This is a genomic window from Escherichia sp. WS3227_2 (assembly GCF_046486495.1).
In the GTDB taxonomy this organism is placed as follows: Bacteria; Pseudomonadota; Gammaproteobacteria; order Enterobacterales; family Enterobacteriaceae; genus Escherichia; species Escherichia coli.
The window spans coordinates 177,129-202,115 of the sequence record NZ_JBJQLG010000006.1 but is presented as its reverse complement, the minus strand read 5'-3'; the positions used below and the strand labels follow the sequence as shown (position 1 = coordinate 202,115).

23 protein-coding genes are annotated in these 24,987 nt (G+C 51.0%); 12 read left to right on the top strand and 11 right to left on the bottom strand.

The window, feature by feature from the left end; all coding sequences use genetic code 11:
* Positions 1-279: 279 nt before the first annotated feature.
* Positions 280-2,259: a catecholate siderophore receptor CirA gene (gene cirA, locus ACJHXB_RS10810; protein ID WP_000489238.1), complete on the top strand. Its 1,980-nt coding sequence runs from the start codon at positions 280-282 to the stop codon at positions 2,257-2,259.
* A gap of 31 nt (positions 2,260-2,290) precedes the next feature.
* Here cirA and yeiG read toward each other — a convergent pair whose 3' ends face one another.
* Entirely contained in the window at positions 2,291-3,127 is an 837-nt protein-coding gene (gene yeiG / locus ACJHXB_RS10805) for an S-formylglutathione hydrolase (RefSeq protein WP_000425463.1), read from the bottom strand.
* A 257-nt stretch (positions 3,128-3,384) separates the two neighbouring features.
* Here yeiG and folE point away from each other — a divergent pair, with 257 nt between their 5' ends.
* The 6 genes from folE (at position 3,385) to mglC (ending at position 10,294) form a co-directional block, all read left to right on the top strand.
* Complete coding sequence (gene folE / locus ACJHXB_RS10800) at positions 3,385-4,053, top strand: GTP cyclohydrolase I FolE (protein ID WP_001139613.1); 669 nt, start codon at positions 3,385-3,387, stop codon at positions 4,051-4,053.
* 16 nt (positions 4,054-4,069) lie between these two features.
* Positions 4,070-5,227: a DUF418 domain-containing protein YeiB gene (yeiB, locus tag ACJHXB_RS10795; protein ID WP_000440899.1), complete on the top strand. Its 1,158-nt coding sequence runs from the start codon at positions 4,070-4,072 to the stop codon at positions 5,225-5,227.
* A 141-nt stretch (positions 5,228-5,368) separates the two neighbouring features.
* On the top strand, positions 5,369-6,409 hold the full coding sequence (gene galS / locus ACJHXB_RS10790; protein ID WP_000628658.1) for an HTH-type transcriptional regulator GalS: 1,041 nt from the start codon (positions 5,369-5,371) through the stop codon (positions 6,407-6,409).
* Positions 6,410-6,688: 279 nt separating this feature from the next.
* Positions 6,689-7,687 (top strand): galactose/glucose ABC transporter substrate-binding protein MglB, encoded by a 999-nt coding sequence (mglB, locus tag ACJHXB_RS10785; protein WP_001036964.1) that lies wholly within the window; start codon positions 6,689-6,691, stop codon positions 7,685-7,687.
* Between the two features lie 60 nt (positions 7,688-7,747).
* On the top strand, positions 7,748-9,268 hold the full coding sequence (mglA, locus tag ACJHXB_RS10780) for a galactose/methyl galactoside ABC transporter ATP-binding protein MglA (RefSeq protein ID WP_000255046.1): 1,521 nt from the start codon (positions 7,748-7,750) through the stop codon (positions 9,266-9,268).
* A 15-nt stretch (positions 9,269-9,283) separates the two neighbouring features.
* A complete protein-coding gene (gene mglC, locus ACJHXB_RS10775) occupies positions 9,284-10,294 on the top strand; it encodes a galactose/methyl galactoside ABC transporter permease MglC (protein WP_001275118.1) in 1,011 nt (336 codons plus the stop codon).
* A 70-nt stretch (positions 10,295-10,364) separates the two neighbouring features.
* Here the strand turns inward: mglC and preA are convergent, their stop codons facing one another.
* From preA to ACJHXB_RS10740, 7 genes are all read right to left on the bottom strand, one after another.
* Positions 10,365-11,600, bottom strand: coding sequence for an NAD-dependent dihydropyrimidine dehydrogenase subunit PreA (gene preA, locus ACJHXB_RS10770; RefSeq protein WP_000956077.1), 1,236 nt, complete (start codon positions 11,598-11,600; stop codon positions 10,365-10,367).
* Positions 11,594-12,832, bottom strand: coding sequence for an NAD-dependent dihydropyrimidine dehydrogenase subunit PreT (preT, locus tag ACJHXB_RS10765; protein WP_001136380.1), 1,239 nt, complete (start codon positions 12,830-12,832; stop codon positions 11,594-11,596). The genes preA and preT overlap by 7 nt, the downstream gene beginning before the upstream one ends.
* Before the next feature lie 318 nt (positions 12,833-13,150).
* Positions 13,151-13,390, bottom strand: a complete 240-nt coding sequence (locus ACJHXB_RS10760) for a DUF2542 family protein (protein ID WP_000383096.1) — start codon at positions 13,388-13,390, stop codon at positions 13,151-13,153.
* A 2-nt stretch (positions 13,391-13,392) separates the two neighbouring features.
* The gene (gene sanA / locus ACJHXB_RS10755; RefSeq protein ID WP_000920064.1) at positions 13,393-14,112 is read right to left on the bottom strand and encodes an outer membrane permeability protein SanA; all 720 of its coding nucleotides are present in this window, start codon (positions 14,110-14,112) and stop codon (positions 13,393-13,395) included.
* Positions 14,113-14,261: 149 nt separating this feature from the next.
* Positions 14,262-15,146: a cytidine deaminase gene (gene cdd / locus ACJHXB_RS10750; protein WP_000553570.1), complete on the bottom strand. Its 885-nt coding sequence runs from the start codon at positions 15,144-15,146 to the stop codon at positions 14,262-14,264.
* 129 nt (positions 15,147-15,275) lie between these two features.
* Positions 15,276-15,971, bottom strand: coding sequence for a CidB/LrgB family autolysis modulator (locus ACJHXB_RS10745; RefSeq protein WP_000968208.1), 696 nt, complete (start codon positions 15,969-15,971; stop codon positions 15,276-15,278).
* Positions 15,968-16,366 carry a CidA/LrgA family protein gene (locus ACJHXB_RS10740; RefSeq protein ID WP_001299855.1) on the bottom strand — a complete coding sequence of 133 codons (399 nt, stop codon included), beginning with the start codon at positions 16,364-16,366 and terminating at the stop codon, positions 15,968-15,970. The genes ACJHXB_RS10745 and ACJHXB_RS10740 overlap by 4 nt, the downstream gene beginning before the upstream one ends.
* A gap of 238 nt (positions 16,367-16,604) precedes the next feature.
* Between ACJHXB_RS10740 and dusC the strand changes: the two genes are divergently transcribed.
* Positions 16,605-17,552, top strand: a complete 948-nt coding sequence (dusC, locus tag ACJHXB_RS10735; protein ID WP_001525051.1) for a tRNA dihydrouridine(16) synthase DusC — start codon at positions 16,605-16,607, stop codon at positions 17,550-17,552.
* A gap of 372 nt (positions 17,553-17,924) precedes the next feature.
* Here the strand turns inward: dusC and yohP are convergent, their stop codons facing one another.
* Complete coding sequence (gene yohP, locus ACJHXB_RS10730; RefSeq protein WP_000691708.1) at positions 17,925-18,008, bottom strand: small membrane protein YohP; 84 nt, start codon at positions 18,006-18,008, stop codon at positions 17,925-17,927.
* 223 nt (positions 18,009-18,231) lie between these two features.
* Here yohP and mdtQ point away from each other — a divergent pair, with 223 nt between their 5' ends.
* The gene (mdtQ, locus tag ACJHXB_RS10725; RefSeq protein WP_001078164.1) at positions 18,232-19,668 is read left to right on the top strand and encodes a multidrug resistance outer membrane protein MdtQ; all 1,437 of its coding nucleotides are present in this window, start codon (positions 18,232-18,234) and stop codon (positions 19,666-19,668) included.
* A 52-nt stretch (positions 19,669-19,720) separates the two neighbouring features.
* Complete coding sequence (locus ACJHXB_RS10720) at positions 19,721-20,482, top strand: SDR family oxidoreductase (protein WP_000079535.1); 762 nt, start codon at positions 19,721-19,723, stop codon at positions 20,480-20,482.
* A 118-nt stretch (positions 20,483-20,600) separates the two neighbouring features.
* Here ACJHXB_RS10720 and ACJHXB_RS10715 read toward each other — a convergent pair whose 3' ends face one another.
* Positions 20,601-21,179: a DedA family protein gene (locus ACJHXB_RS10715; protein ID WP_000365433.1), complete on the bottom strand. Its 579-nt coding sequence runs from the start codon at positions 21,177-21,179 to the stop codon at positions 20,601-20,603.
* 169 nt (positions 21,180-21,348) lie between these two features.
* Here ACJHXB_RS10715 and ACJHXB_RS10710 point away from each other — a divergent pair, with 169 nt between their 5' ends.
* Positions 21,349-21,936, top strand: a complete 588-nt coding sequence (locus tag ACJHXB_RS10710) for a Yip1 family protein (RefSeq protein ID WP_001295454.1) — start codon at positions 21,349-21,351, stop codon at positions 21,934-21,936.
* Between the two features lie 173 nt (positions 21,937-22,109).
* The gene (pbpG, locus tag ACJHXB_RS10705) at positions 22,110-23,042 is read left to right on the top strand and encodes a D-alanyl-D-alanine endopeptidase (RefSeq protein WP_001319943.1); all 933 of its coding nucleotides are present in this window, start codon (positions 22,110-22,112) and stop codon (positions 23,040-23,042) included.
* 38 nt (positions 23,043-23,080) lie between these two features.
* Here pbpG and dld read toward each other — a convergent pair whose 3' ends face one another.
* Positions 23,081-24,796: a D-lactate dehydrogenase gene (gene dld / locus ACJHXB_RS10700; RefSeq protein ID WP_000097382.1), complete on the bottom strand. Its 1,716-nt coding sequence runs from the start codon at positions 24,794-24,796 to the stop codon at positions 23,081-23,083.
* Positions 24,797-24,987: the final 191 nt, after the last annotated feature.

Genomic DNA, 24,987 nt, shown 5'->3' with positions numbered 1-24,987 from the left:
CTTGCTAAGCCCTCTCAACCGAGAGGGCTTTTTCAATTCCATTTCCCTGACAAATCATGCGGATATAAAATTTAACATTTGGATTGATAATTGTTATCGTTTGCATTATCGTTACGCCGCAATCAAAAAAGGCTGACAAATCAGAGGCTCTTCCGGCTTTCTGGGATGATCACCTGCATACAAATAAGTCCACCGCGATGCTGCCGTACGCAAGGGGACATGAAGAAGATGTGAGCGATAACCCATTTTATTTTCGTAGTTACCTCATGGAGATATGGAATGTTTAGGTTGAACCCTTTCGTACGGGTCGGGCTGTGTTTGTCCGCTATTTCTTGTGCATGGCCTGTGTTAGCGGTCGATGATGATGGCGAAACGATGGTTGTCACTGCATCTTCCGTTGAACAAAACCTTAAAGATGCACCTGCCAGTATCAGCGTCATTACCCAGGAAGACCTGCAGCGAAAACCGGTACAGAATCTGAAGGATGTCCTCAAAGAAGTGCCTGGCGTACAACTGACGAACGAAGGGGATAACCGTAAGGGCGTTAGTATTCGTGGTCTGGACAGCAGCTACACCCTGATTCTCGTCGACGGTAAACGCGTTAACTCCCGCAATGCCGTCTTCCGCCACAATGATTTCGATCTGAACTGGATCCCGGTCGATTCCATCGAACGTATTGAAGTGGTCCGTGGCCCGATGTCGTCGCTGTACGGTTCCGATGCGCTCGGCGGTGTAGTGAATATCATCACCAAAAAAATCGGTCAGAAATGGTCGGGTACCGTTACCGTCGATACCACCATTCAGGAACATCGCGATCGCGGTGATACCTATAACGGTCAGTTCTTTACCAGCGGACCATTAATTGATGGTGTGCTGGGAATGAAAGCTTACGGCAGCCTGGCAAAACGTGAAAAGGATGACCCGCAAAACTCAACGACCACCGATACCGGAGAAACGCCGCGTATTGAAGGATTCTCCAGCCGCGACGGCAATGTGGAATTTGCCTGGACACCGAATCAAAATCACGATTTTACTGCCGGATACGGTTTCGACCGTCAGGATCGTGATTCCGACTCGCTGGACAAAAACCGCCTGGAACGCCAGAACTACTCCGTCAGCCATAATGGGCGTTGGGATTACGGCACCAGCGAACTGAAATACTACGGTGAGAAAGTCGAGAACAAAAACCCTGGCAACAGCAGCCCGATAACTTCCGAAAGCAATACGGTCGACGGCAAATACACGTTGCCGCTGACGGCGATTAATCAGTTTCTCACGGTTGGCGGTGAATGGCGTCACGACAAACTTAGCGATGCGGTGAACCTGACCGGGGGAACCAGTTCCAAAACGTCTGCCAGCCAGTACGCGCTGTTTGTGGAAGATGAATGGCGGATCTTCGAGCCGCTGGCGCTGACGACCGGCGTACGTATGGACGATCATGAAACCTACGGTGAACACTGGAGTCCGCGTGCCTACCTGGTTTATAACGCCACCGACACCGTAACGGTGAAAGGGGGCTGGGCGACGGCATTTAAAGCACCTTCTCTGTTGCAACTTAGCCCTGACTGGACGAGCAATTCCTGCCGTGGCGCATGTAAGATTGTGGGTAGCCCGGATCTGAAACCAGAAACCAGCGAAAGTTGGGAACTGGGGCTTTACTACATGGGCGAAGACGGCTGGCTGGAAGGGGTTGAATCCAGCGTGACCGTTTTCCGTAACGATGTGAAAGATCGTATCAGCATCAGCCGTACGTCTGACGTCAACGCTGCACCGGGCTACCAAAACTTTGTTGGTTTTACAGCGAACGGTGTGCCGGTATTCAGCTACTACAACGTTAACAAAGCACGTATTCAGGGCGTGGAAACCGAGCTGAAAATTCCGTTCAACGATGAATGGAAACTGTCACTCAACTACACCTACAACGATGGTCGTGATGTCAGCAACGGCGAAAACAAACCGCTATCCGATCTGCCGTTCCATACTGCTAACGGTACGCTGGACTGGAAACCGCTGGCGCTGGAAGACTGGTCATTCTATGTTTCTGGTCACTATACCGGGCAGAAACGAGCCGACAGCGCGACGGCTAAAACACCGGGCGGTTATACCATCTGGAATACCGGTACGGCCTGGCAGGTGACTAAAGACGTCAAACTGCGCGCAGGCGTGCTGAACCTTGGCGACAAGGATCTCAGTCGTGACGACTACAGCTATAACGAAGACGGACGTCGTTACTTTATGGCAGTGGATTATCGCTTCTGATGAGAAGATGCCCGGCGAACCGGGCGGACTTTCACTTCAGTAAATATTGCGCATGGAAGCGCAAATGATCCTCTATAAAAGAGGCGATGAAGTAGTAACTGTGATCATATCCCGGCTGAATACGCAGCGTCATCGGCCACGCTTTCTGGCGCGCGGCTTCTGCCAGCACTGCGGGTTGCAGCTGGTCGGCAAGAAACTGATCATTATCACCCTGATCGATAAGCGTCGGGATCGCATCCTGCGCGTTACTGGCATACATCAGCGCGCAACTGTCCCATTCCAGCCATGCATTTTTGTCCTCACCTAAATAGGTGCTAAACGCTTTGATTCCCCACGGGACGCTGCACGGATTCACAATTGGCGCAAAGGCGGAAACGCTGGTGTATTTGCCCGGGTTTTTCAGCGCCATAATCAGCGCACCGTGACCACCCATTGAATGACCGCTAATGGCGCAGCGGTCGCTGACATTAAATTGCGACTGAACCAGCGCCGGTAATTCATCGCGCAGATAATCATACATCCGGTAATGCGTCGCCCAAGGCGGTTGCGTGGCGTTAAGATAAAACCCCGCGCCCTGGCCTAAATCGTAGCCATCGTCGTTGGCAACCTGTTCGCCGCGCGGGCTGGTGTCTGGCATTACCAGTACAATCCCCAGTTCTGCCGCCACGCGCTGGGCACCCGCCTTGGTGGTGAAGTTCTCGTCATTGCAGGTTAATCCGGAAAGCCAGTACAGCACTGGAGGCGGGGTGTGATCACGAGGTGGTGGGAGAAAGATACTGAACGTCATCGGGCAGTTTAAGGTACTGGAGTCGTGTCGCCAGCGTTGCTGCCAGCCTTCAAAACAGCGGTGCTCTTCGAGCATTTCCATGCGTGGCTCCTTGTTGTGTTGTTTGCAATTTCTTCATCATACCGTTTATTCAATGTGCTGTGAGTAACTTTCACTTCCGTATTTGCATAACGATGTTTTAACATCTGCTGATGAAAGGCAGCGGCAATTACAATAATTATCGCTGTGAATACTGGATTATGTGCGCCGCCTCACGCACAATAATCAGGCTGTAAATCAGCTTAATAACTTTGCCCCCACGCAGGGCGGAGGCGTCACACCTGCAGGAGAAATCATAAATGCCATCACTCAGTAAAGAAGCGGCCCTGGTTCATGAAGCGTTAGTTGCGCGAGGACTGGAAACACCGCTGCGCCCGCCCGTGCATGAAATGGATAACGAAACGCGCAAAAGCCTTATTGCTGGTCATATGACCGAAATCATGCAGCTGCTGAATCTCGACCTGGCTGATGACAGTTTGATGGAAACGCCGCATCGCATCGCTAAAATGTATGTCGATGAAATTTTCTCCGGTCTGGATTACGCCAATTTCCCGAAAATCACCCTCATTGAAAACAAAATGAAGGTCGATGAAATGGTCACCGTGCGCGATATCACCCTGACCAGCACCTGTGAACACCATTTTGTTACCATCGATGGCAAAGCGACGGTGGCTTATATCCCGAAAGATTCGGTGATCGGTCTGTCAAAAATTAACCGCATCGTGCAGTTCTTTGCCCAGCGCCCACAGGTACAGGAACGTCTGACCCAGCAAATTCTCATTGCGCTACAAACGCTGCTGGGCACCAATAACGTGGCTGTCTCTATCGACGCGGTGCATTACTGCGTGAAAGCGCGCGGCATCCGCGATGCAACCAGTGCCACGACAACGACCTCTCTTGGTGGATTGTTCAAATCCAGTCAGAATACGCGCCATGAGTTTCTGCGCGCTGTGCGTCATCACAACTGATTAAAAGGCAGGAGCCATGGAGCGCAACGTCACGCTCGATTTTGTTCGCGGCGTCGCCATTCTGGGGATCCTGCTATTAAACATCAGCGCCTTTGGGCTACCAAAGGCGGCTTATCTCAATCCCGCCTGGTACGGCGCTATTACGCCGCAGGATGCATGGACCTGGGCATTTCTCGATCTCATCGGCCAGGTGAAATTCCTCACGCTTTTTGCGCTGCTGTTTGGTGCGGGCCTGCAAATGTTGCTGCCCCGTGGCAGACGCTGGATCCAGTCGCGGTTAACGCTGTTAGTCTTGCTGGGCTTTATTCACGGTTTATTGTTCTGGGACGGCGATATTCTGCTGGCTTACGGTCTGGTGGGCTTAATCTGCTGGCGGCTGGTTCGCGATGCGCCATCAGTAAAAAGCCTGTTTAATACCGGCGTCATGCTTTATCTGGTGGGGCTTGGCGTTTTGCTGTTATTGGGGTTGATTTCCGATAGCCAGACCAGCCGCGCCTGGACACCTGATGCATCGGCTATTTTGTATGAAAAATACTGGAAGCTTCACGGCGGCGTTGAAGCGATCGGTAATCGTGCCGATGGTGTTGGCAACAGTTTACTGGCACTGGGCGCACAGTATGGCTGGCAACTGGCAGGGATGATGCTCATTGGTGCGGCGCTGATGCGCAGCGGCTGGCTGAAAGGGCAGTTCAGCTTACGTCACTATCGTCGTACTGGTTTTGTGCTGGTGGCGATTGGGGTGATCATTAACCTTCCTGCTATCGCCCTGCAATGGCGGCTGGACTGGGCGTATCGCTGGTGCGCCTTCTTACTTCAGATGCCGCGGGAACTGAGTGCGCCGTTTCAGGCGATTGGCTATGCGTCGCTGTTTTATGGCTTCTGGCCGCAATTAAGCCGCTTTAAGCTGGTACTGGCAATCGCCTGCGTCGGACGGATGGCACTGACCAACTATCTATTGCAAACGCTGATTTGTACCACGCTTTTTTACCACCTCGGTTTGTTTATGCTGTTTGACCGTCTGGAGCTGCTGGCGTTTGTTATTCCGGTATGGCTGGCGAATATCCTCTTCTCTGTTATCTGGCTGCGTTACTTCCGCCAGGGGCCGGTGGAATGGCTCTGGCGTCAGTTAACTTTGCGTGCTGCCGGACCGGCAATATCTAAAACATCAAGATAACGATCTGGATCACATTCGTTAACAAAATGGCTGTAACCGTTTCCATTGCTGTGACTCGATTCACGAAGTCCTGTATTCAGTGCTGACAAAATAGCCGCCAGCAAGCAGTCATTTACTGCAATCTCATAACAGGTAGTGAATATGATCACCATTCGTGATGTAGCGCGTCAGGCTGGCGTCTCTGTGGCAACGGTTTCCCGAGTGCTCAATAACAGCACGCTGGTCAGTGCCGACACGCGTGAAGCAGTAATGAAAGCCGTGAGTGAGCTGGATTATCGACCAAACGCCAATGCCCAGGCGCTGGCAACTCAGGTTAGCGACACCATTGGCGTGGTGGTGATGGACGTTTCTGATGCGTTTTTCGGCGCGCTGGTAAAAGCGGTGGATCTGGTCGCCCAGCAGCATCAGAAATACGTGCTAATCGGCAATAGCTATCATGAAGCGGAAAAAGAGCGTCACGCCATTGAGGTGTTAATTCGCCAGCGTTGTAATGCATTGATTGTTCACTCAAAAGCATTGAGTGACGATGAACTGGCGCAATTTATGGATAACATTCCCGGTATGGTGTTAATCAACCGCGTTGTGCCGGGGTACGCCCATCGTTGCGTTTGCCTGGATAATCTCAGCGGTGCCCGAATGGCGACGCGCATGTTGCTGAATAACGGTCATCAACGTATTGGTTATCTTTCTTCCAGCCACGGCATTGAAGATGACGCCATGCGTAAAGCAGGCTGGATGAGTGCGTTGAAAGAGCAGGATATTATTCCGCCGGAAAGCTGGATTGGCACTGGTACGCCGGACATGCCGGGCGGTGAGGCGGCGATGGTTGAACTGCTGGGGCGCAATCTACAACTTACCGCTGTATTTGCTTATAACGACAATATGGCTGCTGGCGCACTGACAGCATTAAAAGATAATGGCATTGCGATTCCGTTACATCTCTCAATCATCGGTTTCGATGATATTCCCATCGCCCGTTACACCGACCCGCAATTAACGACCGTACGTTATCCCATTGCTTCAATGGCGAAATTAGCCACCGAACTGGCCTTGCAGGGGGCAGCAGGCAATATTGATCCTCGTGCCAGCCACTGTTTTATGCCGACGTTAGTGCGTCGCCATTCTGTCGCAACACGCCAGAATGCGGCGGCGATCACTAACTCAACAAATCTGGCGATGTAACCGCTTTCAATCTGTGAGTGATTTCACAGTATCTTAACAATGCGATAGCTATGATTGCACCGTTTTAACGTTGTAACCCGTATGTAACAGTGAATAATCACTTTCACCGAGGTAATAGCGTCATAACAACAATTAAAGCCGTTTTCTGGAGCGTTACCGGGCATGGAAGAACGAATTTTAAAAAGTGAGCTTCGGCGTTCAGTAACACTTCATTAACTCTACTGCCCCGCCGAGCATTTATCTCAAGCACTACCCTGCATAAGAAAAACCGGAGATACCATGAATAAGAAGGTGTTAACCCTGTCTGCTGTGATGGCCAGCATGTTATTCGGTGCCGCTGCACACGCTGCTGATACTCGCATTGGTGTAACAATCTACAAGTACGACGATAACTTTATGTCTGTGGTGCGCAAGGCTATTGAGCAAGATGCGAAAGCCGCGCCAGATGTTCAGCTGCTGATGAATGATTCTCAGAATGACCAGTCCAAGCAGAACGATCAGATCGACGTATTGCTGGCGAAAGGGGTGAAGGCACTGGCAATCAACCTGGTTGACCCGGCAGCTGCGGGTACGGTGATTGAGAAAGCGCGTGGGCAAAACGTGCCGGTGGTTTTCTTCAACAAAGAACCGTCTCGTAAGGCGCTGGATAGCTACGACAAAGCCTACTACGTTGGCACTGACTCCAAAGAGTCCGGCATTATTCAGGGCGATTTGATTGCTAAACACTGGGCGGCGAATCAGGGGTGGGATCTGAACAAAGACGGTCAGATTCAGTTCGTACTGCTGAAAGGTGAGCCGGGCCATCCGGATGCAGAAGCACGTACCACTTACGTGATTAAAGAATTGAACGACAAAGGCATCAAAACTGAACAGTTACAGTTAGATACCGCTATGTGGGATACCGCTCAGGCGAAAGATAAGATGGATGCCTGGCTGTCTGGCCCGAACGCCAACAAAATCGAAGTGGTTATCGCCAACAACGATGCGATGGCAATGGGCGCGGTAGAAGCACTTAAAGCACACAACAAGTCCAGCATTCCGGTGTTTGGCGTCGATGCGCTGCCAGAAGCGCTGGCGCTGGTGAAATCCGGTGCACTGGCGGGCACCGTACTGAACGATGCTAACAACCAGGCGAAAGCGACCTTTGATTTGGCGAAAAACCTGGCCGATGGCAAAGGTGCGGCTGATGGCACCAACTGGAAAATCGACAACAAAGTGGTCCGCGTACCTTATGTTGGCGTAGATAAAGACAACCTGGCTGAATTCAGCAAGAAATAAGACTGATTGGGCGCAGTCTATTACTGCGCCCTTATTGTATGACCAACAAGGTAAAATTATATGGTCAGCTCAACGACTCCGTCCTCCGGGGAATACTTGTTGGAAATGAGCGGTATCAACAAGTCCTTTCCTGGTGTTAAGGCACTTGATAACGTTAATTTAAAAGTCCGGCCACATTCTATCCATGCATTAATGGGGGAAAACGGTGCAGGAAAATCGACATTATTAAAATGCCTGTTTGGTATTTATCAAAAAGACTCCGGCACCATTTTATTCCAGGGTAAAGAGATCGATTTCCATTCTGCCAAAGAAGCACTGGAAAATGGTATTTCGATGGTACACCAGGAGTTAAACCTGGTATTACAACGTTCGGTGATGGACAACATGTGGCTGGGGCGATATCCCACCAAAGGTATGTTTGTCGATCAGGACAAAATGTACCGTGAAACCAAAGCGATTTTTGATGAACTGGATATTGATATCGATCCGCGTGCGCGCGTCGGCACATTATCCGTTTCGCAAATGCAGATGATCGAAATCGCCAAAGCGTTTTCCTATAACGCGAAAATTGTGATTATGGATGAACCGACTTCTTCGTTAACCGAAAAAGAAGTTAATCATCTGTTCACTATTATCCGTAAATTAAAAGAGCGCGGCTGCGGTATTGTTTATATCTCGCATAAAATGGAAGAAATCTTCCAGTTATGTGATGAAGTCACCGTATTGCGCGACGGTCAGTGGATCGCCACCGAGCCGCTGGCAGGGCTGACGATGGACAAGATCATCGCCATGATGGTTGGGCGTTCTCTTAACCAGCGTTTCCCTGACAAAGAAAACAGGCCGGGCGAAGTCATCCTCGAGGTGCGTAACCTGACGTCACTGCGCCAGCCGTCGATCCGTGATGTCTCGTTTGATCTGCATAAAGGGGAGATCCTCGGTATTGCCGGGCTGGTGGGGGCGAAACGTACCGATATTGTTGAGACGTTATTTGGTATTCGCGAGAAATCGGCTGGCACTATTACGTTGCACGGCAAAAAGATCAATAACCATAATGCCAACGAAGCCATAAACCACGGATTTGCACTGGTAACTGAAGAGCGCCGCTCAACGGGAATTTATGCCTATCTGGATATCGGTTTTAACTCGTTAATTTCCAATATTCGCAACTACAAAAATAAAGTTGGTTTACTGGATAATTCGCGGATGAAAAGCGATACCCAGTGGGTGATTGATTCGATGCGGGTAAAAACACCGGGGCATCGGACGCAAATTGGTTCGCTCTCCGGCGGTAATCAGCAAAAGGTGATTATTGGTCGCTGGCTACTAACGCAACCAGAAATATTAATGCTCGATGAACCGACGCGCGGTATTGATGTCGGAGCGAAGTTTGAGATCTATCAGTTAATTGCCGAACTGGCGAAGAAAGGCAAAGGGATTATTATTATCTCCTCTGAAATGCCTGAGTTGTTAGGGATAACAGACCGTATTCTGGTCATGAGCAATGGTCTCGTTTCCGGAATTGTCGATACAAAAACAACAACGCAAAACGAAATTCTGCGTCTTGCGTCTTTGCACCTTTAAGATTAGGGGCTTCCCATGAGTGCGTTAAATAAGAAAAGTTTTCTTACTTACCTGAAAGAGGGCGGTATTTACGTCGTTCTTTTAGTTTTGCTGGCAATTATTATTTTCCAGGACCCAACATTTTTAAGTCTGTTGAACTTAAGTAATATTCTCACCCAGTCATCGGTGCGTATTATTATCGCGCTCGGTGTGGCAGGGTTGATTGTCACCCAGGGGACCGACCTTTCTGCAGGTCGCCAGGTGGGGCTGGCGGCAGTAGTAGCGGCGACGTTATTGCAGTCCATGGATAACGCCAACAAAGTGTTCCCGGAAATGGCGACGATGCCGATTGCGCTGGTTATTCTGATTGTCTGTGCCATTGGTGCGGTGATCGGTTTGATCAACGGTCTGATTATCGCCTATCTCAACGTGACGCCGTTCATTACCACGCTCGGCACGATGATCATCGTCTATGGCATCAACTCGCTCTATTACGACTTTGTCGGGGCGTCGCCGATTTCTGGTTTCGACAGTGGCTTCTCTACCTTTGCTCAGGGCTTTGTCGCGCTGGGGAGTTTCCGTCTCTCTTACATCACCTTCTACGCGTTGATTGCGGTGGCGTTCGTCTGGGTGTTGTGGAACAAAACCCGCTTCGGTAAGAACATTTTTGCCATTGGCGGTAACCCGGAAGCGGCAAAAGTATCTGGTGTCAACGTCGGCCTGAACCTGCTGATGATCTACGCGTTGTCTGGCGTGTTCTATGCCTTTGGCGGGATGTTAGAAGCCGGACGTATCGGCTCTGCCACCAACAACCTCGGCTTTATGTATGAGCTGGATGCTATCGCGGCGTGCGTGGTAGGCGGTGTATCGTTCAGCGGCGGTGTGGGGACGGTGATTGGCGTGGTGACCGGGGTAATTATCTTTACGGTCATTAACTATGGCCTGACGTACATCGGCGTAAACCCATACTGGCAGTACATCATCAAAGGGGCGATTATTATCTTCGCCGTGGCACTGGATTCACTGAAATACGCGCGTAAGAAATGATGTGAATGTGGGTATTGCCGGATGCGCCGCATCCGGCAATCGGTGCCAAATGCCGGATGCGTCTCTGGTTTTACAACGTTACCGGGTGTTCTTTCTCTCCCTTCTTAAACTTCACTTCTCCGAGATCAATACAACCCACCGGGCAGACGTGACCGCAAAGCAGACAACCGACGCATTTCTCGGTATTACAATGCGGTGTACGGGTTTTCTCGCTCCATTCCATCGCCTGGTGACCGCCGTCGTAACAGGAAATATAACAGCGTCCACAGCCAACACATTTATCAAGATTGATATGGGGATAGACAATATAACTGCGGTCTAAATCTTCCGCTGGGACAATATTGTGATTCGCCAGACCCACCATCTCCTGCAACGAATCAAATCCCTGATCGGCGAGATAATGCGACAACCCGCTCGCCATATCTTCCACTATCCGATAGCCGTACTGCATAATGCCGGTGGTCACCTGTAACGTTGCTGCGCCGAGCAATAAAAACTCCGCCGCATCCTCCCAGGTTTCAATGCCGCCGATACCGCTGATCGGGAAATTGCGCAGTTCTGGATGGGTGCGCATTTGCTGAATAAAGCGCAGGGCGATCGGTTTCACTGCTTTACCGGAATAACCGGAAATACTCGATTTACCGTTAACGATCGGCATACCAATTTTCTGATTAAGATCGATATTGGTGATTGATTTAACGGTGTTAATCGCCGCAATGCCATCTGCGCCGCCACGCTTCGCTGCCAGCGCCACTTCGCACATATCACCGATGTTCGGCGTCATCTTCGCCAGCATTGGCAGCGTGGAACCACGTTTCACTGCACGACAATATTTTTCTACCAGCTCCGGGCTTTGCCCGACATCGCTACCCATCGCATGAGAAGTCATTTGCGGACAGGAGAAGTTACACTCGATCATATCCGCGCCAGCTTCTTGCACCAGGCGCGCCAGCTCCTCCCATTGCTGCTCATTTTCCCCCATGATCGAAGCGATCAATACTTTGTCCGGGTAATCTTCCTTCAGCCGACGCAGGGCGGCCAGATTCTCTTCCAACGGATGTTCAGCAATCTGCTCCATATTTTTGAAGCCGATAAAACCGGTATCTTCTTTCACCAGATGATCAAAACGCGGCGAGACTTCGTTGGCGATAAAAAAACCGATCGTTTTAAACACCACGCCACCCCAGCCTGTGTCGTAGGCTTTGGCACACATCTCATAGCAGTTGCCTACCGGCGAAGAAGAGAGGCAGAACGGGTTGGGAAACTTCACGCCGCAAAAAGTAATCGAAAGATCTTTCGTTAACATGAGCAAGCTCCCTCTAAATAGTGATGAATCGCCCCGGCGGCTTCTTTCCCGGTTTTCACTGCATAGACCACGGTTTTGTCACCCTCAACAATATCGCCAGCAGCAAAGACTTGCGGATCGCGGGTCTGATAATTTTGTGTTTTGATGGTGTTACGCTGCGGCTCTAACTCCGCAAAGGCATCCAGTCTGGCATGCTGACCGACGGCGAGAATAATTTTATCTGCCGCCATCGTCAGTTCGCCCGGTAACCGTACATGCTTAAACGTGACTTTATTGCCTTCCACGGCTACTGGCGTGAATCCATCGATGATCGAAACGCCCAGCTCCCGAGCGCTGGCAAACTCTTTTTCGCTTGCCGGAAACTCATCTAACTCTTCACGCGCTACGCAAGTTACTGCCTGACAGCCGAGAACTTTCAGCGTGCTGGCTACGTCCATCGCGACATCACCGCCGCCGATAATTAATGCGCTTTGTGGAATGCTGATATCGCCTTGCGCCTGTCGTGCACGTTGCAAGAAGTCGACGGCAATCTCAACGTCGCTATGCTCAAACAGTGGTAGCCCCGAACCGCTTGATAACCCCACGGTGACCAGTACCGCGCGGTTTTCCGCTTTCAGTTGCTCCAGGGTGAGTGTGTTACCGATTTCGTTATTGCACTTAATGGTCACGCCCATTTTTTCAATACGGGCGATTTCTGCATCCAGTACTGATTGCGGTAACCGGAATTGCGGAATGCCGTTACGCAACCAGCCACCGGGTTGTGCTTCTTTCTCATAGATCGTGACGTCATAACCCTGGTTTGTCAGTGTCACACTGGCCTGCAATCCGGCAGGACCCGCGCCAATAATGGCGACTTTGCCGAGCGTTTTAGTACCGGGCTGATAAATTTCCATCCCAGTTTGTTGTTCAAAATCAGTAACAAAACGCTGTAAGCGACCGATATCAATGGGAGTATCAACACCGGCACGGGTACAACCGCTTTGGCATAATTTCTCCGTCGGGCACACTCTGGCACAAACGGCACCGAGGGCATTATTTTCACGAATTGTCTCGGCAGCGCCTTTAAAATTACGAAAGTAGATTGAGCGAATAAATTTCCCCGGATCGGTCTGTGCCGGGCAAGCCTGACTACAGGGAGCGTCGTGACATAATAAACAGCGAGAGGCTTCTTTAATCGCCAGTAACGGTGTAAAAGCCGGAGTGAGTTCATCCAGATAATTTTGTTGCGGCATGTGATCTTCCTTAATGCTATGAGTAATTAAGGCGAACGCTAAATATACTCGTCATACTTCAAGTTGCATGTGCTGCGTCTGCGTTCGCTCACCCCAGTCACTTACTTATGTAAGCTCCTGGGGACTCACTCACTTGTCGCCTTCCTGCAACTCGAATTATTTAGAGTATAAATATTGCGTGCTGATATTAAGGCTATGCGCGTGGGGAAATTTAAACTGTGAAAGGATTCACAAATAGCTGCGGTTCAGAATGTTATATCCGCAGCTTATTGAGTGAAGTAATAATTATTCTCAATAATTAACAGAAAAGAGAAAATATTAACGATAGAAAATAAGATAAACAATCATGCCGATAGATAAAATTCCGAAGCCGATATATGCCACCATATAAGCGAAGAAGAGTCCGGGATTTTTTGCTCGCCAGACATACACCGGTTCCGGTGCATTTTTAACCCGTTTATCAATCGCGCCTGCGCGCCAGCCTTTCCATGCTTCGCGGAAACAAAATATCGGGATAAGGAAAAAAACGGCAACGACAAAAAACTGCTGTACATCCATAACTACTTTCCTTGTTTCTTTTGTAATTCAAGTAACTGTTCGGGTGTGACGGCGGGATACCCCTGCGCATCTTCCGGCACCTGGTGCATAGCCGGAATAGGGACCAGCGGCCCTAAAAAACGCGGTTCACGTTTAAAAATATAAAGGTCAGCTAGCGCACCGAAACGGGCGGCAAATTCGCGAATACGTACTGACAGCATATCTTTCGGTGACGGTACGGCATAACACTGAGCCTGAATCCCCATATGCAGCGCAATAAATAATGCCCGCTCACAGTGGAAACGTTGGGTGATAATAATGAAATCATTAGTATCGAAAACTTTGCGTGTACGCACGATGGAATCCAGCGTACGAAAGCCTGCGTAATCGAGAACAATATCTGATGGGTCGACACCAGCAGCGATTAAATCTTTGCGCATGGTCATCGGCTCATTATAACTTTGCAATGCGTTATCGCCGCTCAGTAATAGATAATTTACCTTACCGCTGTTATAGGCATTAATCGCTCCTTGAATGCGGTAGCGATAATACTGATTAATTACGCCAGTACGATAATATTTTGCTGTTCCGAGCACCACACCGACCTGGCGGTAGGGGAGATCCTGCAATTCGTCGTAGATATAAGGCGCGGTTTTCCAGCTCATCCAGCGATCGAGGCCGAGCACAGTCAACAGCAGCAAGCCGATCAGGACTAACAGGCTGAGGAACACGCGCTTTAACATGCAGGAGACTCGATCTAAGGAAAATTTCCATCAGGCTACTTTACCCGCTGGTTTTGCGCAAGAAACGGCAAACTGTTTGCCGGGATTTTCGACACCAGGAGAGGGCTGGCAAGCCGGACAAGGCGTTCACGCCGCATCCGGCACCAGGCTTAAGCGAGAAGCACGCGGTCGATATTGTGACAGCCGAGAGCTTTCAGCGTTGCGGAGGTGGCATCCCACTGAATCAACGGCGCATCGGCTTTTTCTGCCAGAACCGCGCGCTGGATATCCGGGTAATGATAACCCTTGAGATTCAACAGAATTAACGCCCCCTGCAACGGTGGCAGAGTCGGGTTGAATGCGGCGTTTTCAGCGTAGCTGCCGCTGAAAATACGACCGTCTTTACATTCCAGCGCGACACCGCTTGGCGACTTACTGTAAGGCATGTGCGAACGGTTTGCCGCCGCAATCGCTGCCTGAGAAAGCGCATCACCCGTCAGCGCATAGCCGTGATCCTGTTCGTCCATCAGCAGCGTTTTAATCTCCAGATCTTTCGGCCCAAAGGCATCCGGCAGATAGTCACGCAGCGCGTGTGGCGCGCGGCCCGGCAGATGAATGCGCAGATCCAGACCGCTGTTCAGTTCATTCATAAACTGACGGCAGTGACCACAAGGCGTGTAGTTAACGGTGATGGATGCAAGCGCTTTTTCACCACTCAACCAGGCGTGGCTGATCGCGCTTTGTTCGGCATGAACGGTTTGCTGCATTGTCGCACCAATAAATTCCATATTGGCACCGAAATACCAGGTTCCGCTCACACCGCGCGCAATTGCGCCAACATTAAAATTCGACAATGGCGTACGCGCACAGGCCGCCGCCAGCGGAAGTAGTGCGAATGCCAGCGCGTCTTCGTCCAGCCCCGTTGCGCTCTTCAGCGATGAGACTTGCTCCCCGGTCAACAAAGCGGGGAAGTACTTGTCTGCCAGAATAGGTTCCAGTGCAGATTGCAAGTTATCCGCAAGTTGGGCAAAAGCGGTTTGAAAACGTGGATGCATGGCGTTGCCTCATAATCATGTAATGGGATAACAGTTTACGAACCCGTTATGGCTTTATATGTGATCTGAATCTCATTAATTATGCAACGCGTGAAACTTACATCAAAAATGCGCGACGCATCGCAAATTTTAGCCCATTACTGCCAGAATAATCGGGAAAAGGAACGGTGCGATCAGCGAAGTAATAATCCCGCATAACACCAGCGCCAGCGAACTAAACGCACCTTCCTGATAATCCAGCTCGGCGCAGCGCGCCGTACCGAGGGCGTGCGAGGCTGTCCCCATCGCCAGACCGCGCGCAGCTTTGGTACGAATACGCATCGCATTAAGCAATGTATGGCCAAACACAGCGCCGAGGATGCCGACGAAAATCACGCAAACTGCGCTGATTGCCGGAATACCGCCAATACTGCCGCCAACCGCCATTGCAATAGGCGTGGTGACTGATTTCGGCAGGATTGACGCGGCGATTTCCGGAGAAGCGCCCATCAACAATGCCACGGAAGTCCCCGTCACCATCGCAACCACGCTGCCGATAAAACAGATGGTGATGATCGATTTCCAGCGCGCGCGGATCTGGTGTAGCTGCTCATATAAAGGATAGGCCAGCGCGACGACCGCCGGTTGCAGCAGATCGTTTAGCACTTCGCTACCTTTAAAGTAGCTGTCGTAAGAGATGCCGGTCAGCATTAAAAAAGGAATGATCACCACCATTGCTACCAGCAACGGGTTAAGCAAGGGAAACTTATACCGTGCCGCCAGTTTGCGGGCGGCAAAAAAGACAATCAATGTCAGCGGTAATGACCACCAGATATTCGCCATCATTCTTCTGATCCTTTCTGACCTACGACTTTACGTTCACCGTGTACCAGTTGTGAACTCCAGCTCACCACCAGAAAAACCACCAGCGTACTGATTGCACAGGAAACCACTACCGGGCCAAACTGTGCGCGGAGCAAATCAAAATATTGCATGACGCCTACGCCAATCGGTACAAACAATAGCGCCATATAGCGAATCAGTACGTAGCACCCCGGATTAACCCATTTTGCCGGAAGAATTTGCAAGGCCAGCAGGACAAACAGGATCAGCATTCCGATGATGCTGCCCGGAATGGTTACCGGTAGCAGGGAAGCAATGAAAATGCCTGCATACAGGCAGGCATAAATCAGGACGAAAGCGCGTAAATATTGCCAGATAATGTTCAGTGTCTTACTCATAATCAACACCCCAGATGAGATGGATTCATCATACAATTAATTCGTAAAACGTGCTACCGATCACATTAAGAAATCAGCGCTTATTTTTTCGCTCCCCGGTATTACGCAATGAGCAGCGAACTCAGGCATACATCAAGCATAGAGAGGGATTGCAGTTTGCAGTAATCCCTCTTTGCAGACCTTTAATCCGCTGACCATAGGCGCTAACATAGCGCCTCATTTTTTTGCGGGTGATGATATGCGTGTGTTACTGGCTCCGATGGAGGGTGTACTCGACTCTCTGGTGCGTGAATTGCTGACCGAAGTTAACGACTACGATCTGTGCATCACCGAGTTTGTCCGCGTGGTGGATCAACTGCTGCCGGTAAAAGTCTTTCATCGCATTTGCCCTGAGCTACAAAACGCCAGCCGGACACCATCCGGTACGCTGGTGCGCGTGCAGTTGTTAGGCCAGTTCCCACAATGGCTGGCAGAGAACGCCGCCCGTGCAGTCGAGTTAGGTTCCTGGGGCGTGGATCTCAATTGCGGCTGCCCGTCGAAAACGGTTAACGGTAGCGGCGGTGGGGCGACGTTACTCAAAGATCCTGAACTCATCTATCAGGGTGCAAAAGCGATGCGTGAAGCTGTACCGGCGCATTTGCCCGTCAGCGTGAAAGTGCGTCTGGGCTGGGACAGCGGTGAGAAGAAATTTGAAATCGCCGATGCGGTGCAACAGGCTGGCGCTACGGAGCTGGTAGTACATGGGCGGACAAAAGAGCAGGGTTACCGCGCGGAGCATATTGACTGGCAGGCGATTGGCGAGATTCGCCAGCGGCTGAATATTCCGGTGATTGCCAACGGTGAAATCTGGGACTGGCAGAGTGCGCAACAATGCATGGCGATCAGTGGCTGTGACGCAGTGATGATTGGTCGCGGGGCGCTCAATATTCCCAACCTGAGCCGGGTGGTGAAATATAACGAACCGCGAATGCCGTGGCCGGAGGTGGTTGCTTTGCTGCAAAAATATACCCGTCTGGAAAAGCAGGGCGATACCGGGTTATATCACGTAGCGCGGATTAAACAGTGGTTGAGTTATTTGCGTAAAGAATACGATGAAGCAACGGAATTATTTCAGCATGTTCGGGTGTTGAATAATTCCCATGATATTGCAAGGGCTATTCAGGCAATTGATATCGAGAAACTCTAAGAAACCATAGTGATGTTTTTTGACAATGTGTTAGCTCTTTATCAATAGGCCGCACGGTTGTTTGGTGGCGTCAAAATCGCCGAGGCGTTCCCTGAAGGCCGGGGCAGCCCACATGGATGTGGGCTGAGGGCGCGTTTTACAGGGATGTTACCTCGCGCCCGACCCGGTAGCCGTAAGGGATAAGCCGAGGGCACCGCGCAGCGGCGATTTTGTTCGCCAGAGCCCGGGGGTGCAGGGGGCGGCGGCGATTGGTCGCCCCCTGCGCGCTCCTTGCGTCAGTGATTATATGAAGCAATGCACATGACAGGAGCGCAACAGGATGAGAGACTGAAATATTCTCGTTATTTTCGGATCTGATGACATTAATTAATTTTAAAATATCATCTTAAATACGCCAGTCACCACCAGTAGCCCAATCAGGAAAATAATCAATACAGCCCAGAGTATAATTTTCATTGGCGTTCCTTTATTTGTGAGTGCTGAATAAGTATAGGAAAAAACGAAGCCCTTTGCCGTTATCCATAAACGATTAAGATAAATCGGAAGATATCATTCACTTAGTGTATATTTTTCTGGATATGTCGTTTTATTGCTACTGATGTATTGCCACGCGAAACTAAAAAATATATCGCAACACACGGTAATCTCCGCGCACCTTTTCTTACCTGATTATTCCCCCATGAATCGTGATTCCTTTTATCCAGCCATCGCCTGTTTTCCGCTGTTACTGATGCTGGCCGGGTGTGCACCTATGCATGAAACCCGCCAGACGTTAAGCCAGCAAACGCCCGCTGCACAAGTTGACACCGCATTACCCACGGCGCTGAAAAATGGTTGGCCAGACAGCCAATGGTGGCTGGAGTATCACGATAATCAACTCACTTCCTTAATTAATAACGCACTACAGAGCGCACCGGATATGCAGGTGGCTGAACAGCGCATTCAGCTGGCTGAAGCCCAGGCGAAGGCAGTTGCCACTCAGGATGGTCCGCAGATCGACTTTTCTGCGGATATGGAGCGACAAAAAATGTCGGCAGAAGGCTTAATGGGGCCGTTTGCTCTGAACGATCCGGCCGCAGGTACGACCGGTCCGTGGTACACCAACGGTACTTTTGGCTTAACGGCGGGCTGGCATCTCGATATCTGGGGAAAGAATAGGGCGGAGGTAACTGCTCGCCTGGGAACGGTTAAAGCACGGGCGGCGGAACGCGAGCAAACCCGCCAATTGCTGGCTGGCAGCGTAGCCCGCCTGTACTGGGAGTGGCAAACCCAGGCGGCGTTAAACACTGTCTTACAGCAAATCGAAAAAGAGCAGAACACCATTATCGCCACCGATCGCCAGCTATATCAGAACGGGATTACTTCTTCAGTTGAAGGTGTGGAAACCGATATTAATGCCAGCAAAACCCGGCAGCAGCTCAACGATGTCGCGGGGAAAATGAAAATTATTGAGGCACGGTTAAGTGCACTTACAAATCACCAGACAAAGGCATTGAAGCTTAATCCGGTCGCGTTGCCGAAAGTGGCAAGCCAGCTTCCTGATGAACTGGGGTACTCCTTACTGGCCCGGCGGGCAGATTTGCAGGCGGCGCACTGGTACGTTGAGTCATCGTTAAGCACTATTGATGCGGCAAAAGCGGCATTTTATCCTGACATCAACCTGATGGCCTTCCTGCAACAGGATGCGTTGCACTTAAGCGATCTGTTCCGTCATTCCGCGCAGCAAATGGGCGTTACGGCAGGCCTGACGCTACCCATTTTCGATAGTGGTCGTCTTAACGCCAACCTCGATATCGCAAAAGCCGAAAGCAACTTGTCTATCGCCAGCTACAACAAAGCGGTGGTTGAAGCGGTGAATGACGTGGCGCGGGCAGCCAGTCAGGTTCAGACACTGGCGGAGAAAAACCAGCATCAGGCGCAAATTGAGCGCGATGCCTTGCGTGTAGTAGGTCTTGCGCAGGCGCGCTTTAACGCGGGCATCATTGCCGGTTCCCGCGTCAGCGAAGCCAGAATCCCGGCGCTTCGCGAGCGGGCCAATGGCCTGTTATTGCAAGGGCAGTGGCTGGATGCCTCCATTCAACTCACTGGTGCGTTGGGCGGGGGTTACAAACGCTGATGATATACGTCTTCTATACTTAACGTTTATTCAGCGTTAAGTGGAGAACTCGATGGCACAGGTCGCGATTATTACCGCCTCCGATTCGGGGATCGGCAAAGAGTGCGCGTTATTACTGGCGCAGCAGGGGTTTGATATTGGCATTACCTGGCACTCTGATGAAGAAGGGGCAAAAGATACCGCGCGTGAGGTAGTTAGCCACGGCGTACGTGCGGAGATCGTGCAGCTGGATCTCGGCAATCTACCAGAAGGGGCACTGGCGCTGGAGAAACTCATTCAACGGCTGGGGCGTATTGATGTGCTGGTGAATAATGCGGGCGCAATGACCAAAGCGCCGTTTCTTGATATGGCTTTTGATGAGTGGCGCAAGATTTTTACCGTTGATGTCGATGGTGCATTTTTATGCTCGCAAATTGCGGCCCGTCAGATGGTGAAACAAGGGCAGGGCGGCCGCATCATCAACATTACGTCGGTACATGAACATACGCCGTTGCCGGATGCCAGCGCCTACACAGCCGCTAAACATGCGCTCGGCGGGCTAACCAAAGCGATGGCGCTGGAGCTGGTCAGGCATAAGATTTTGGTGAACGCAGTCGCGCCTGGGGCGATTGCCACGCCAATGAACGGCATGGATGATGGCGACGTGAAGCCCGACGCGGAGCCTTCGATTCCTCTGCGGCGTTTTGGCGCAACGCATGAGATTGCCAGCCTGGTGGTGTGGCTTTGTTCGGAGGGCGCAAATTACACCACCGGGCAGTCGTTGATAGTGGATGGCGGCTTTATGTTGGCGAATCCACAGTTCAACCCAGAATAGCGCAGTGAGGTGCGTGGATATTTCATTGGGTTAGGCCAGATAAGACACGCCAGCGTCGCATCAGGCATGGAACACCCGGTGCCGGGTGTGGCGTGAATGCTTATCTGTGGCAACTGCTTTACGCCTGATTATCCGGCTTTTTCTTCCCGCGCCGTTTCAGCCACCAGCGCACGCCTACCACCAGAACCACGACCAGAATCAACCAGACCCAGTGCTTCAAATGCTGGTCGAGATTGTGCAACCACGGCGCAATCACCTGACCACCAGCGTAACCGATAGTTGTAAAAATCAACGCCCAGGCAAATGCGCCAAGGATATTCAGTGGCAGAAAGATTTTCGGCGGCAGCTGGCTGGCACCAATCAGCGTCGGGCCAATCACCCTAAAGCCATACATAAAACGCGTACCAATGACAAACAGATACGGATGGCGCTGGATAAGTTTCTGCGCCCGCTCAATTTTATCCTGATGTTTCGAGAAACGGCGTAATAGCTTGCCGCCAAAGCGCCGCCCGCACAGATAAAGCACCTGGTCGCCAATCATGCCGCCAAGCGCCACAGAAAGTACCACCAGCGGGAACTTTAATAGCCCCTGATGTGCCGCAACGCCTCCCAGCAAAGTCACGGTTTCACCTTCCGCCAGGCTACCGATCACCAGCGCGGCATAACCATATTGTGAGATGAGTGTATTGAGATCCATAGGCCAGTCTGTCTCCCTTTGCTTGCCTGTAAGCATACACCCTGTGAATAGTTCACGCTGAAAAAGGACGTACATCAGACGGTGCAAATTACATGAGCGAACAAAAAATAATCACAAGCTGACTTATACTTGAACTGTCAGGTTCATGAACTCACAACAAGGGGGCGGTATGAGCCATGTCTGGGGACTGTTTTCCCATCCCGATCGTGAAATGCAGGTGATTAATCGCGAAAACGAAACGATTTCTCATCACTACACCCACCACGTTTTGCTGATGGCGGCGATTCCGGTGATTTGCGCCTTCATTGGCACCACACAAATTGGCTGGAATTTTGGCGATGGCACTATCCTGAAGTTATCCTGGTTTACCGGACTGGCGCTGGCTGTCTTGTTTTATGGCGTTATGCTGGCTGGGGTCGCGGTGATGGGGCGGGTCATCTGGTGGATGGCGCGCAATTATCCGCAGCGTCCGTCACTTGCGCACTGCATGGTCTTTGCGGGCTACGTTGCAACTCCGCTGTTTTTAAGCGGTCTGGTGGCGCTTTATCCGCTGGTCTGGTTGTGTGCGCTGGTCGGCACGGTGGCGCTGTTTTACACCGGCTACCTGCTTTATCTCGGTATTCCGAGCTTCCTGAATATCAACAAAGAGGAAGGCCTTAGCTTCTCCAGTTCGACGCTGGCGATTGGCGTGCTGGTGCTGGAAGTGCTGCTCGCCCTTACCGTTATACTATGGGGCTACGGTTATCGTTTGTTCTAGAAAGTTCTTTTGCGCTGCATTGCTGGCGTAAATGTCAGCAATGCAGCATTTCCTCACGATTCTCCTTTGACGATCGCACTTTTTGCTCGTTATGATGGCGTCGCTAGCCTCAGTAAATCCTTACTCCGGCGGTGCGCAACCTGTGCGCGTGAACCACTATCTGAATGCTCATCATGCCGAAATTTCGAGTTTCTTTATTTAGCCTGGCCCTGATGCTGGCTGTGCCTTTTGCACCGCAGGCCGTTGCGAAAACGGCAGCCGCTACCACCGCTTCACAGCCGGAAATTGCCTCCGGTAGCGCGATGATTGTTGATCTGAATACCAACAAAGTGATCTATTCGAACCACCCGGATCTGGTGCGTCCGATTGCGTCTATCAGCAAATTAATGACCGCGATGGTTGTGCTGGATGCGCGACTGCCGCTGGATGAAAAACTAAAAGTGGATATCAGCCAGACGCCGGAGATGAAAGGGGTCTATTCGCGCGTACGACTGAACAGCGAAATCAGCCGTAAAGATATGCTGTTGCTGGCGTTGATGTCTTCAGAAAACCGCGCGGCGGCAAGCCTTGCGCACCATTATCCCGGTGGTTACAAAGCCTTTATTAAGGCGATGAATGCGAAAGCGAAATCGCTCGGAATGAACAATACGCGCTTTGTTGAACCGACCGGATTGTCGGTGCATAACGTTTCAACTGCCCGTGACTTAACCAAACTGCTCATTGCCAGCAAACAATATCCGTTGATCGGTCAGTTAAGTACTACCCGGGAAGATATGGCAACCTTCTCTAACCCGACGTATACGCTGCCGTTCCGCAATACTAATCATCTGGTGTATCGCGATAACTGGAATATTCAGTTAACCAAAACCGGCTTTACCAATGCGGCGGGCCATTGTCTGGTGATGCGTACGGTTATCAATAATAAACCGGTGGCGCTGGTAGTAATGGACGCGTTTGGCAAATATACCCATTTTGCCGATGCCAGCCGCCTGCGTACCTGGATTGAAACCGGTAAAGTGATGCCTGTTCCGGCAGCAGCGTTGAGCTATAAAAAACAAAAAGCCGCCCAGATGGCGGCGGCGGGGCAGACGGCACAGAACGATTAAATGAATGACGGATGGCGATACTCTGCCATCCGTAATTTTTACTCCACTTCCTGCCAGTTTTTCCGCTTACTGGTTTTACCGATCCCCGGATTCATGCTGTTGGTCGGATCGTTCTCGCGATAGAACTTCTGCAACGTCTCCGGTGCTTTATACAAATGACCGACGTTATGCTCGGCAGGGTATTGCGCGCCGCGCTGCTGAAGCAGTTCCAGCATCTGTTCTTTCAACGCATGCACATCCACGCCTTTTTTAACGATGTAATCCTGATGGAAGACATAGCACATAAAATGGCCGTAATAGAGCTTGTGCACCAGTTGGCTGTCGATCTCCGGCGGTAAATGTTCAAACCACTCGGTGTCGTTACGCCGCAGAGCGATATCCAGCGCCAGAATGTCTTCGACTTCATCGGAATGCACCGCCTGATAACGAATTGCTGCGCCCGCAGCGGCGAAACGGTGTAAAAACGCTTTGCTGCCTTCCTCCGGCGTACAGACAAAGAAATCGCCTTCGGCCTGTTTGAAATAATCCACCAGCCACGATTTGGCTTCGCCCACGCCATCGCCCGCCATTTTTAACAGCAGATGATGCTCGTATTTATCGCGCCAGTTTTTCATGCGCGGCGGTAAATGGCTGGGGAACAGGTGACCGAATTTTTGCATCGCACGGTCAGTAAAATGCGGACGGAAGAATTTCACTTTCTCCAGCATCGCATCGGTGCGTCCCTTGAGATTAAAGAAGAACGGCATCTTGTCGGTGCCTAACTTATCAATCATCAGGAAGGTGTCTTTGCCGTATTTTTCCGCAATATCGTAGATATCCCGGTGCATATATTCCCCGGCAACCGGCAGATTTTCGAAGTTAGCCAGAATATGACGGCGGATTTCGGTCAGTACTTCCGGCTGGTTGGTGCCGACATAAAACACCTGCTGATTTTTTTCCGCTTCGAAGGTATCAAGACGTACCGCAAAGACGGCCAGCTTCCCGGCGCAACCAGAAGATTCAAATAACCGATCCGGATCGGCGTTATAACGTGCGGGCGTGTTGGCTTCAATATCACGAACGCGGTGGACATAGTCATAATCGTGGGCGTGACGACCATCGTGGCGCACATCGTCATCTTTGATGCGATCGTCATCCAGCTTGCTAAGGATTTGCTCCGGCGTTTCGCCCAGATCAATCCCCAGATGGTTCACCAGCGTCAGTTTGCCGTCTTCATTTATACGCGCGAATAACGACATTTCGGTATACGCCGGGCCACGCTGCACCAGCGAGCCGCCGGAGTTGTTACAAATACCGCCGATGACCGATGCGCCTATACACGATGAGCCAATCACCGAGTGCGGTTCGCGTCCCAGCGGTTTGAGGGCTTTTTCCAGCGAATAAAGCGTGGTGCCCGGATAGGCCAGCACCTGTTCGCCCTTACCGAGGACGTGCAACTTATCGAGACGCAGGGTGCTGATGATCACGATATCGCGATCATAATCGTTACCGTTTGGCGTCGATCCTTCGGTCAGGCCTGTATTGGCAGCCTGCATCAGAATAATTTTGTCAGCGGTGACGCAGGCTTTCAGCACCCGCCACAATTCCAGTAGTGAGCCAGGGAAAACGACAGCAAGCGCGTCGCCCTGACCAGAACGGAAGCCCTTGCGATAGCGGGCCGTTTTTGCGGGATCGGTGAGCAGGTGTGAATGACCGACCAGACGGGCAAGTTCATTCAAAAAGGCTTTATTATCAGTTGTTGTCATGGAAGACATTTTCCACTCCTTGTGGTGGCGAAAAAATATCACAAACTAGAATAGCGCCTTGTATGACAATTCAGCGAGTGAATATTTTGAAAATTCAGACAATAAACTGAGCATTCTTTTTCTCTCTCTATCATGCTTATGGCAAACTACGGTTTTTGCACCATTTTCGCTGCCTCGTCGGGCAACAGAGGAAGAAAAAT

What these genes read in the sequence shown, in the direction of transcription:
- sanA (WP_000920064.1), bottom strand. Translation starts at nt 14,112, where the DNA reads ATGTTAAAGCGCGTGTTCCTCAGCCTGTTAGTCCTGATCGGCTTGCTG.
- mglC (WP_001275118.1), top strand. Translation starts at nt 9,284, where the DNA reads ATGAGTGCGTTAAATAAGAAAAGTTTTCTTACTTACCTGAAAGAGGGC.
- dld (WP_000097382.1), bottom strand. Translation starts at nt 24,796, where the DNA reads ATGTCTTCCATGACAACAACTGATAATAAAGCCTTTTTGAATGAACTT.
- ACJHXB_RS10740 (WP_001299855.1), bottom strand. Translation starts at nt 16,366, where the DNA reads ATGAGTAAGACACTGAACATTATCTGGCAATATTTACGCGCTTTCGTC.
- mdtQ (WP_001078164.1), top strand. Translation starts at nt 18,232, where the DNA reads ATGAATCGTGATTCCTTTTATCCAGCCATCGCCTGTTTTCCGCTGTTA.
- preA (WP_000956077.1), bottom strand. Translation starts at nt 11,600, where the DNA reads ATGTTAACGAAAGATCTTTCGATTACTTTTTGCGGCGTGAAGTTTCCC.
- preT (WP_001136380.1), bottom strand. Translation starts at nt 12,832, where the DNA reads ATGCCGCAACAAAATTATCTGGATGAACTCACTCCGGCTTTTACACCG.
- cirA (WP_000489238.1), top strand. Translation starts at nt 280, where the DNA reads ATGTTTAGGTTGAACCCTTTCGTACGGGTCGGGCTGTGTTTGTCCGCT.
- yohP (WP_000691708.1), bottom strand. Translation starts at nt 18,008, where the DNA reads ATGAAAATTATACTCTGGGCTGTATTGATTATTTTCCTGATTGGGCTA.
- yeiG (WP_000425463.1), bottom strand. Translation starts at nt 3,127, where the DNA reads ATGGAAATGCTCGAAGAGCACCGCTGTTTTGAAGGCTGGCAGCAACGC.
- ACJHXB_RS10715 (WP_000365433.1), bottom strand. Translation starts at nt 21,179, where the DNA reads ATGGATCTCAATACACTCATCTCACAATATGGTTATGCCGCGCTGGTG.
- ACJHXB_RS10760 (WP_000383096.1), bottom strand. Translation starts at nt 13,390, where the DNA reads ATGGATGTACAGCAGTTTTTTGTCGTTGCCGTTTTTTTCCTTATCCCG.
- mglA (WP_000255046.1), top strand. Translation starts at nt 7,748, where the DNA reads ATGGTCAGCTCAACGACTCCGTCCTCCGGGGAATACTTGTTGGAAATG.
- galS (WP_000628658.1), top strand. Translation starts at nt 5,369, where the DNA reads ATGATCACCATTCGTGATGTAGCGCGTCAGGCTGGCGTCTCTGTGGCA.
- ACJHXB_RS10710 (WP_001295454.1), top strand. Translation starts at nt 21,349, where the DNA reads ATGAGCCATGTCTGGGGACTGTTTTCCCATCCCGATCGTGAAATGCAG.
- ACJHXB_RS10720 (WP_000079535.1), top strand. Translation starts at nt 19,721, where the DNA reads ATGGCACAGGTCGCGATTATTACCGCCTCCGATTCGGGGATCGGCAAA.
- cdd (WP_000553570.1), bottom strand. Translation starts at nt 15,146, where the DNA reads ATGCATCCACGTTTTCAAACCGCTTTTGCCCAACTTGCGGATAACTTG.
- mglB (WP_001036964.1), top strand. Translation starts at nt 6,689, where the DNA reads ATGAATAAGAAGGTGTTAACCCTGTCTGCTGTGATGGCCAGCATGTTA.
- yeiB (WP_000440899.1), top strand. Translation starts at nt 4,070, where the DNA reads ATGGAGCGCAACGTCACGCTCGATTTTGTTCGCGGCGTCGCCATTCTG.
- folE (WP_001139613.1), top strand. Translation starts at nt 3,385, where the DNA reads ATGCCATCACTCAGTAAAGAAGCGGCCCTGGTTCATGAAGCGTTAGTT.
- dusC (WP_001525051.1), top strand. Translation starts at nt 16,605, where the DNA reads ATGCGTGTGTTACTGGCTCCGATGGAGGGTGTACTCGACTCTCTGGTG.
- ACJHXB_RS10745 (WP_000968208.1), bottom strand. Translation starts at nt 15,971, where the DNA reads ATGATGGCGAATATCTGGTGGTCATTACCGCTGACATTGATTGTCTTT.
- pbpG (WP_001319943.1), top strand. Translation starts at nt 22,110, where the DNA reads ATGCCGAAATTTCGAGTTTCTTTATTTAGCCTGGCCCTGATGCTGGCT.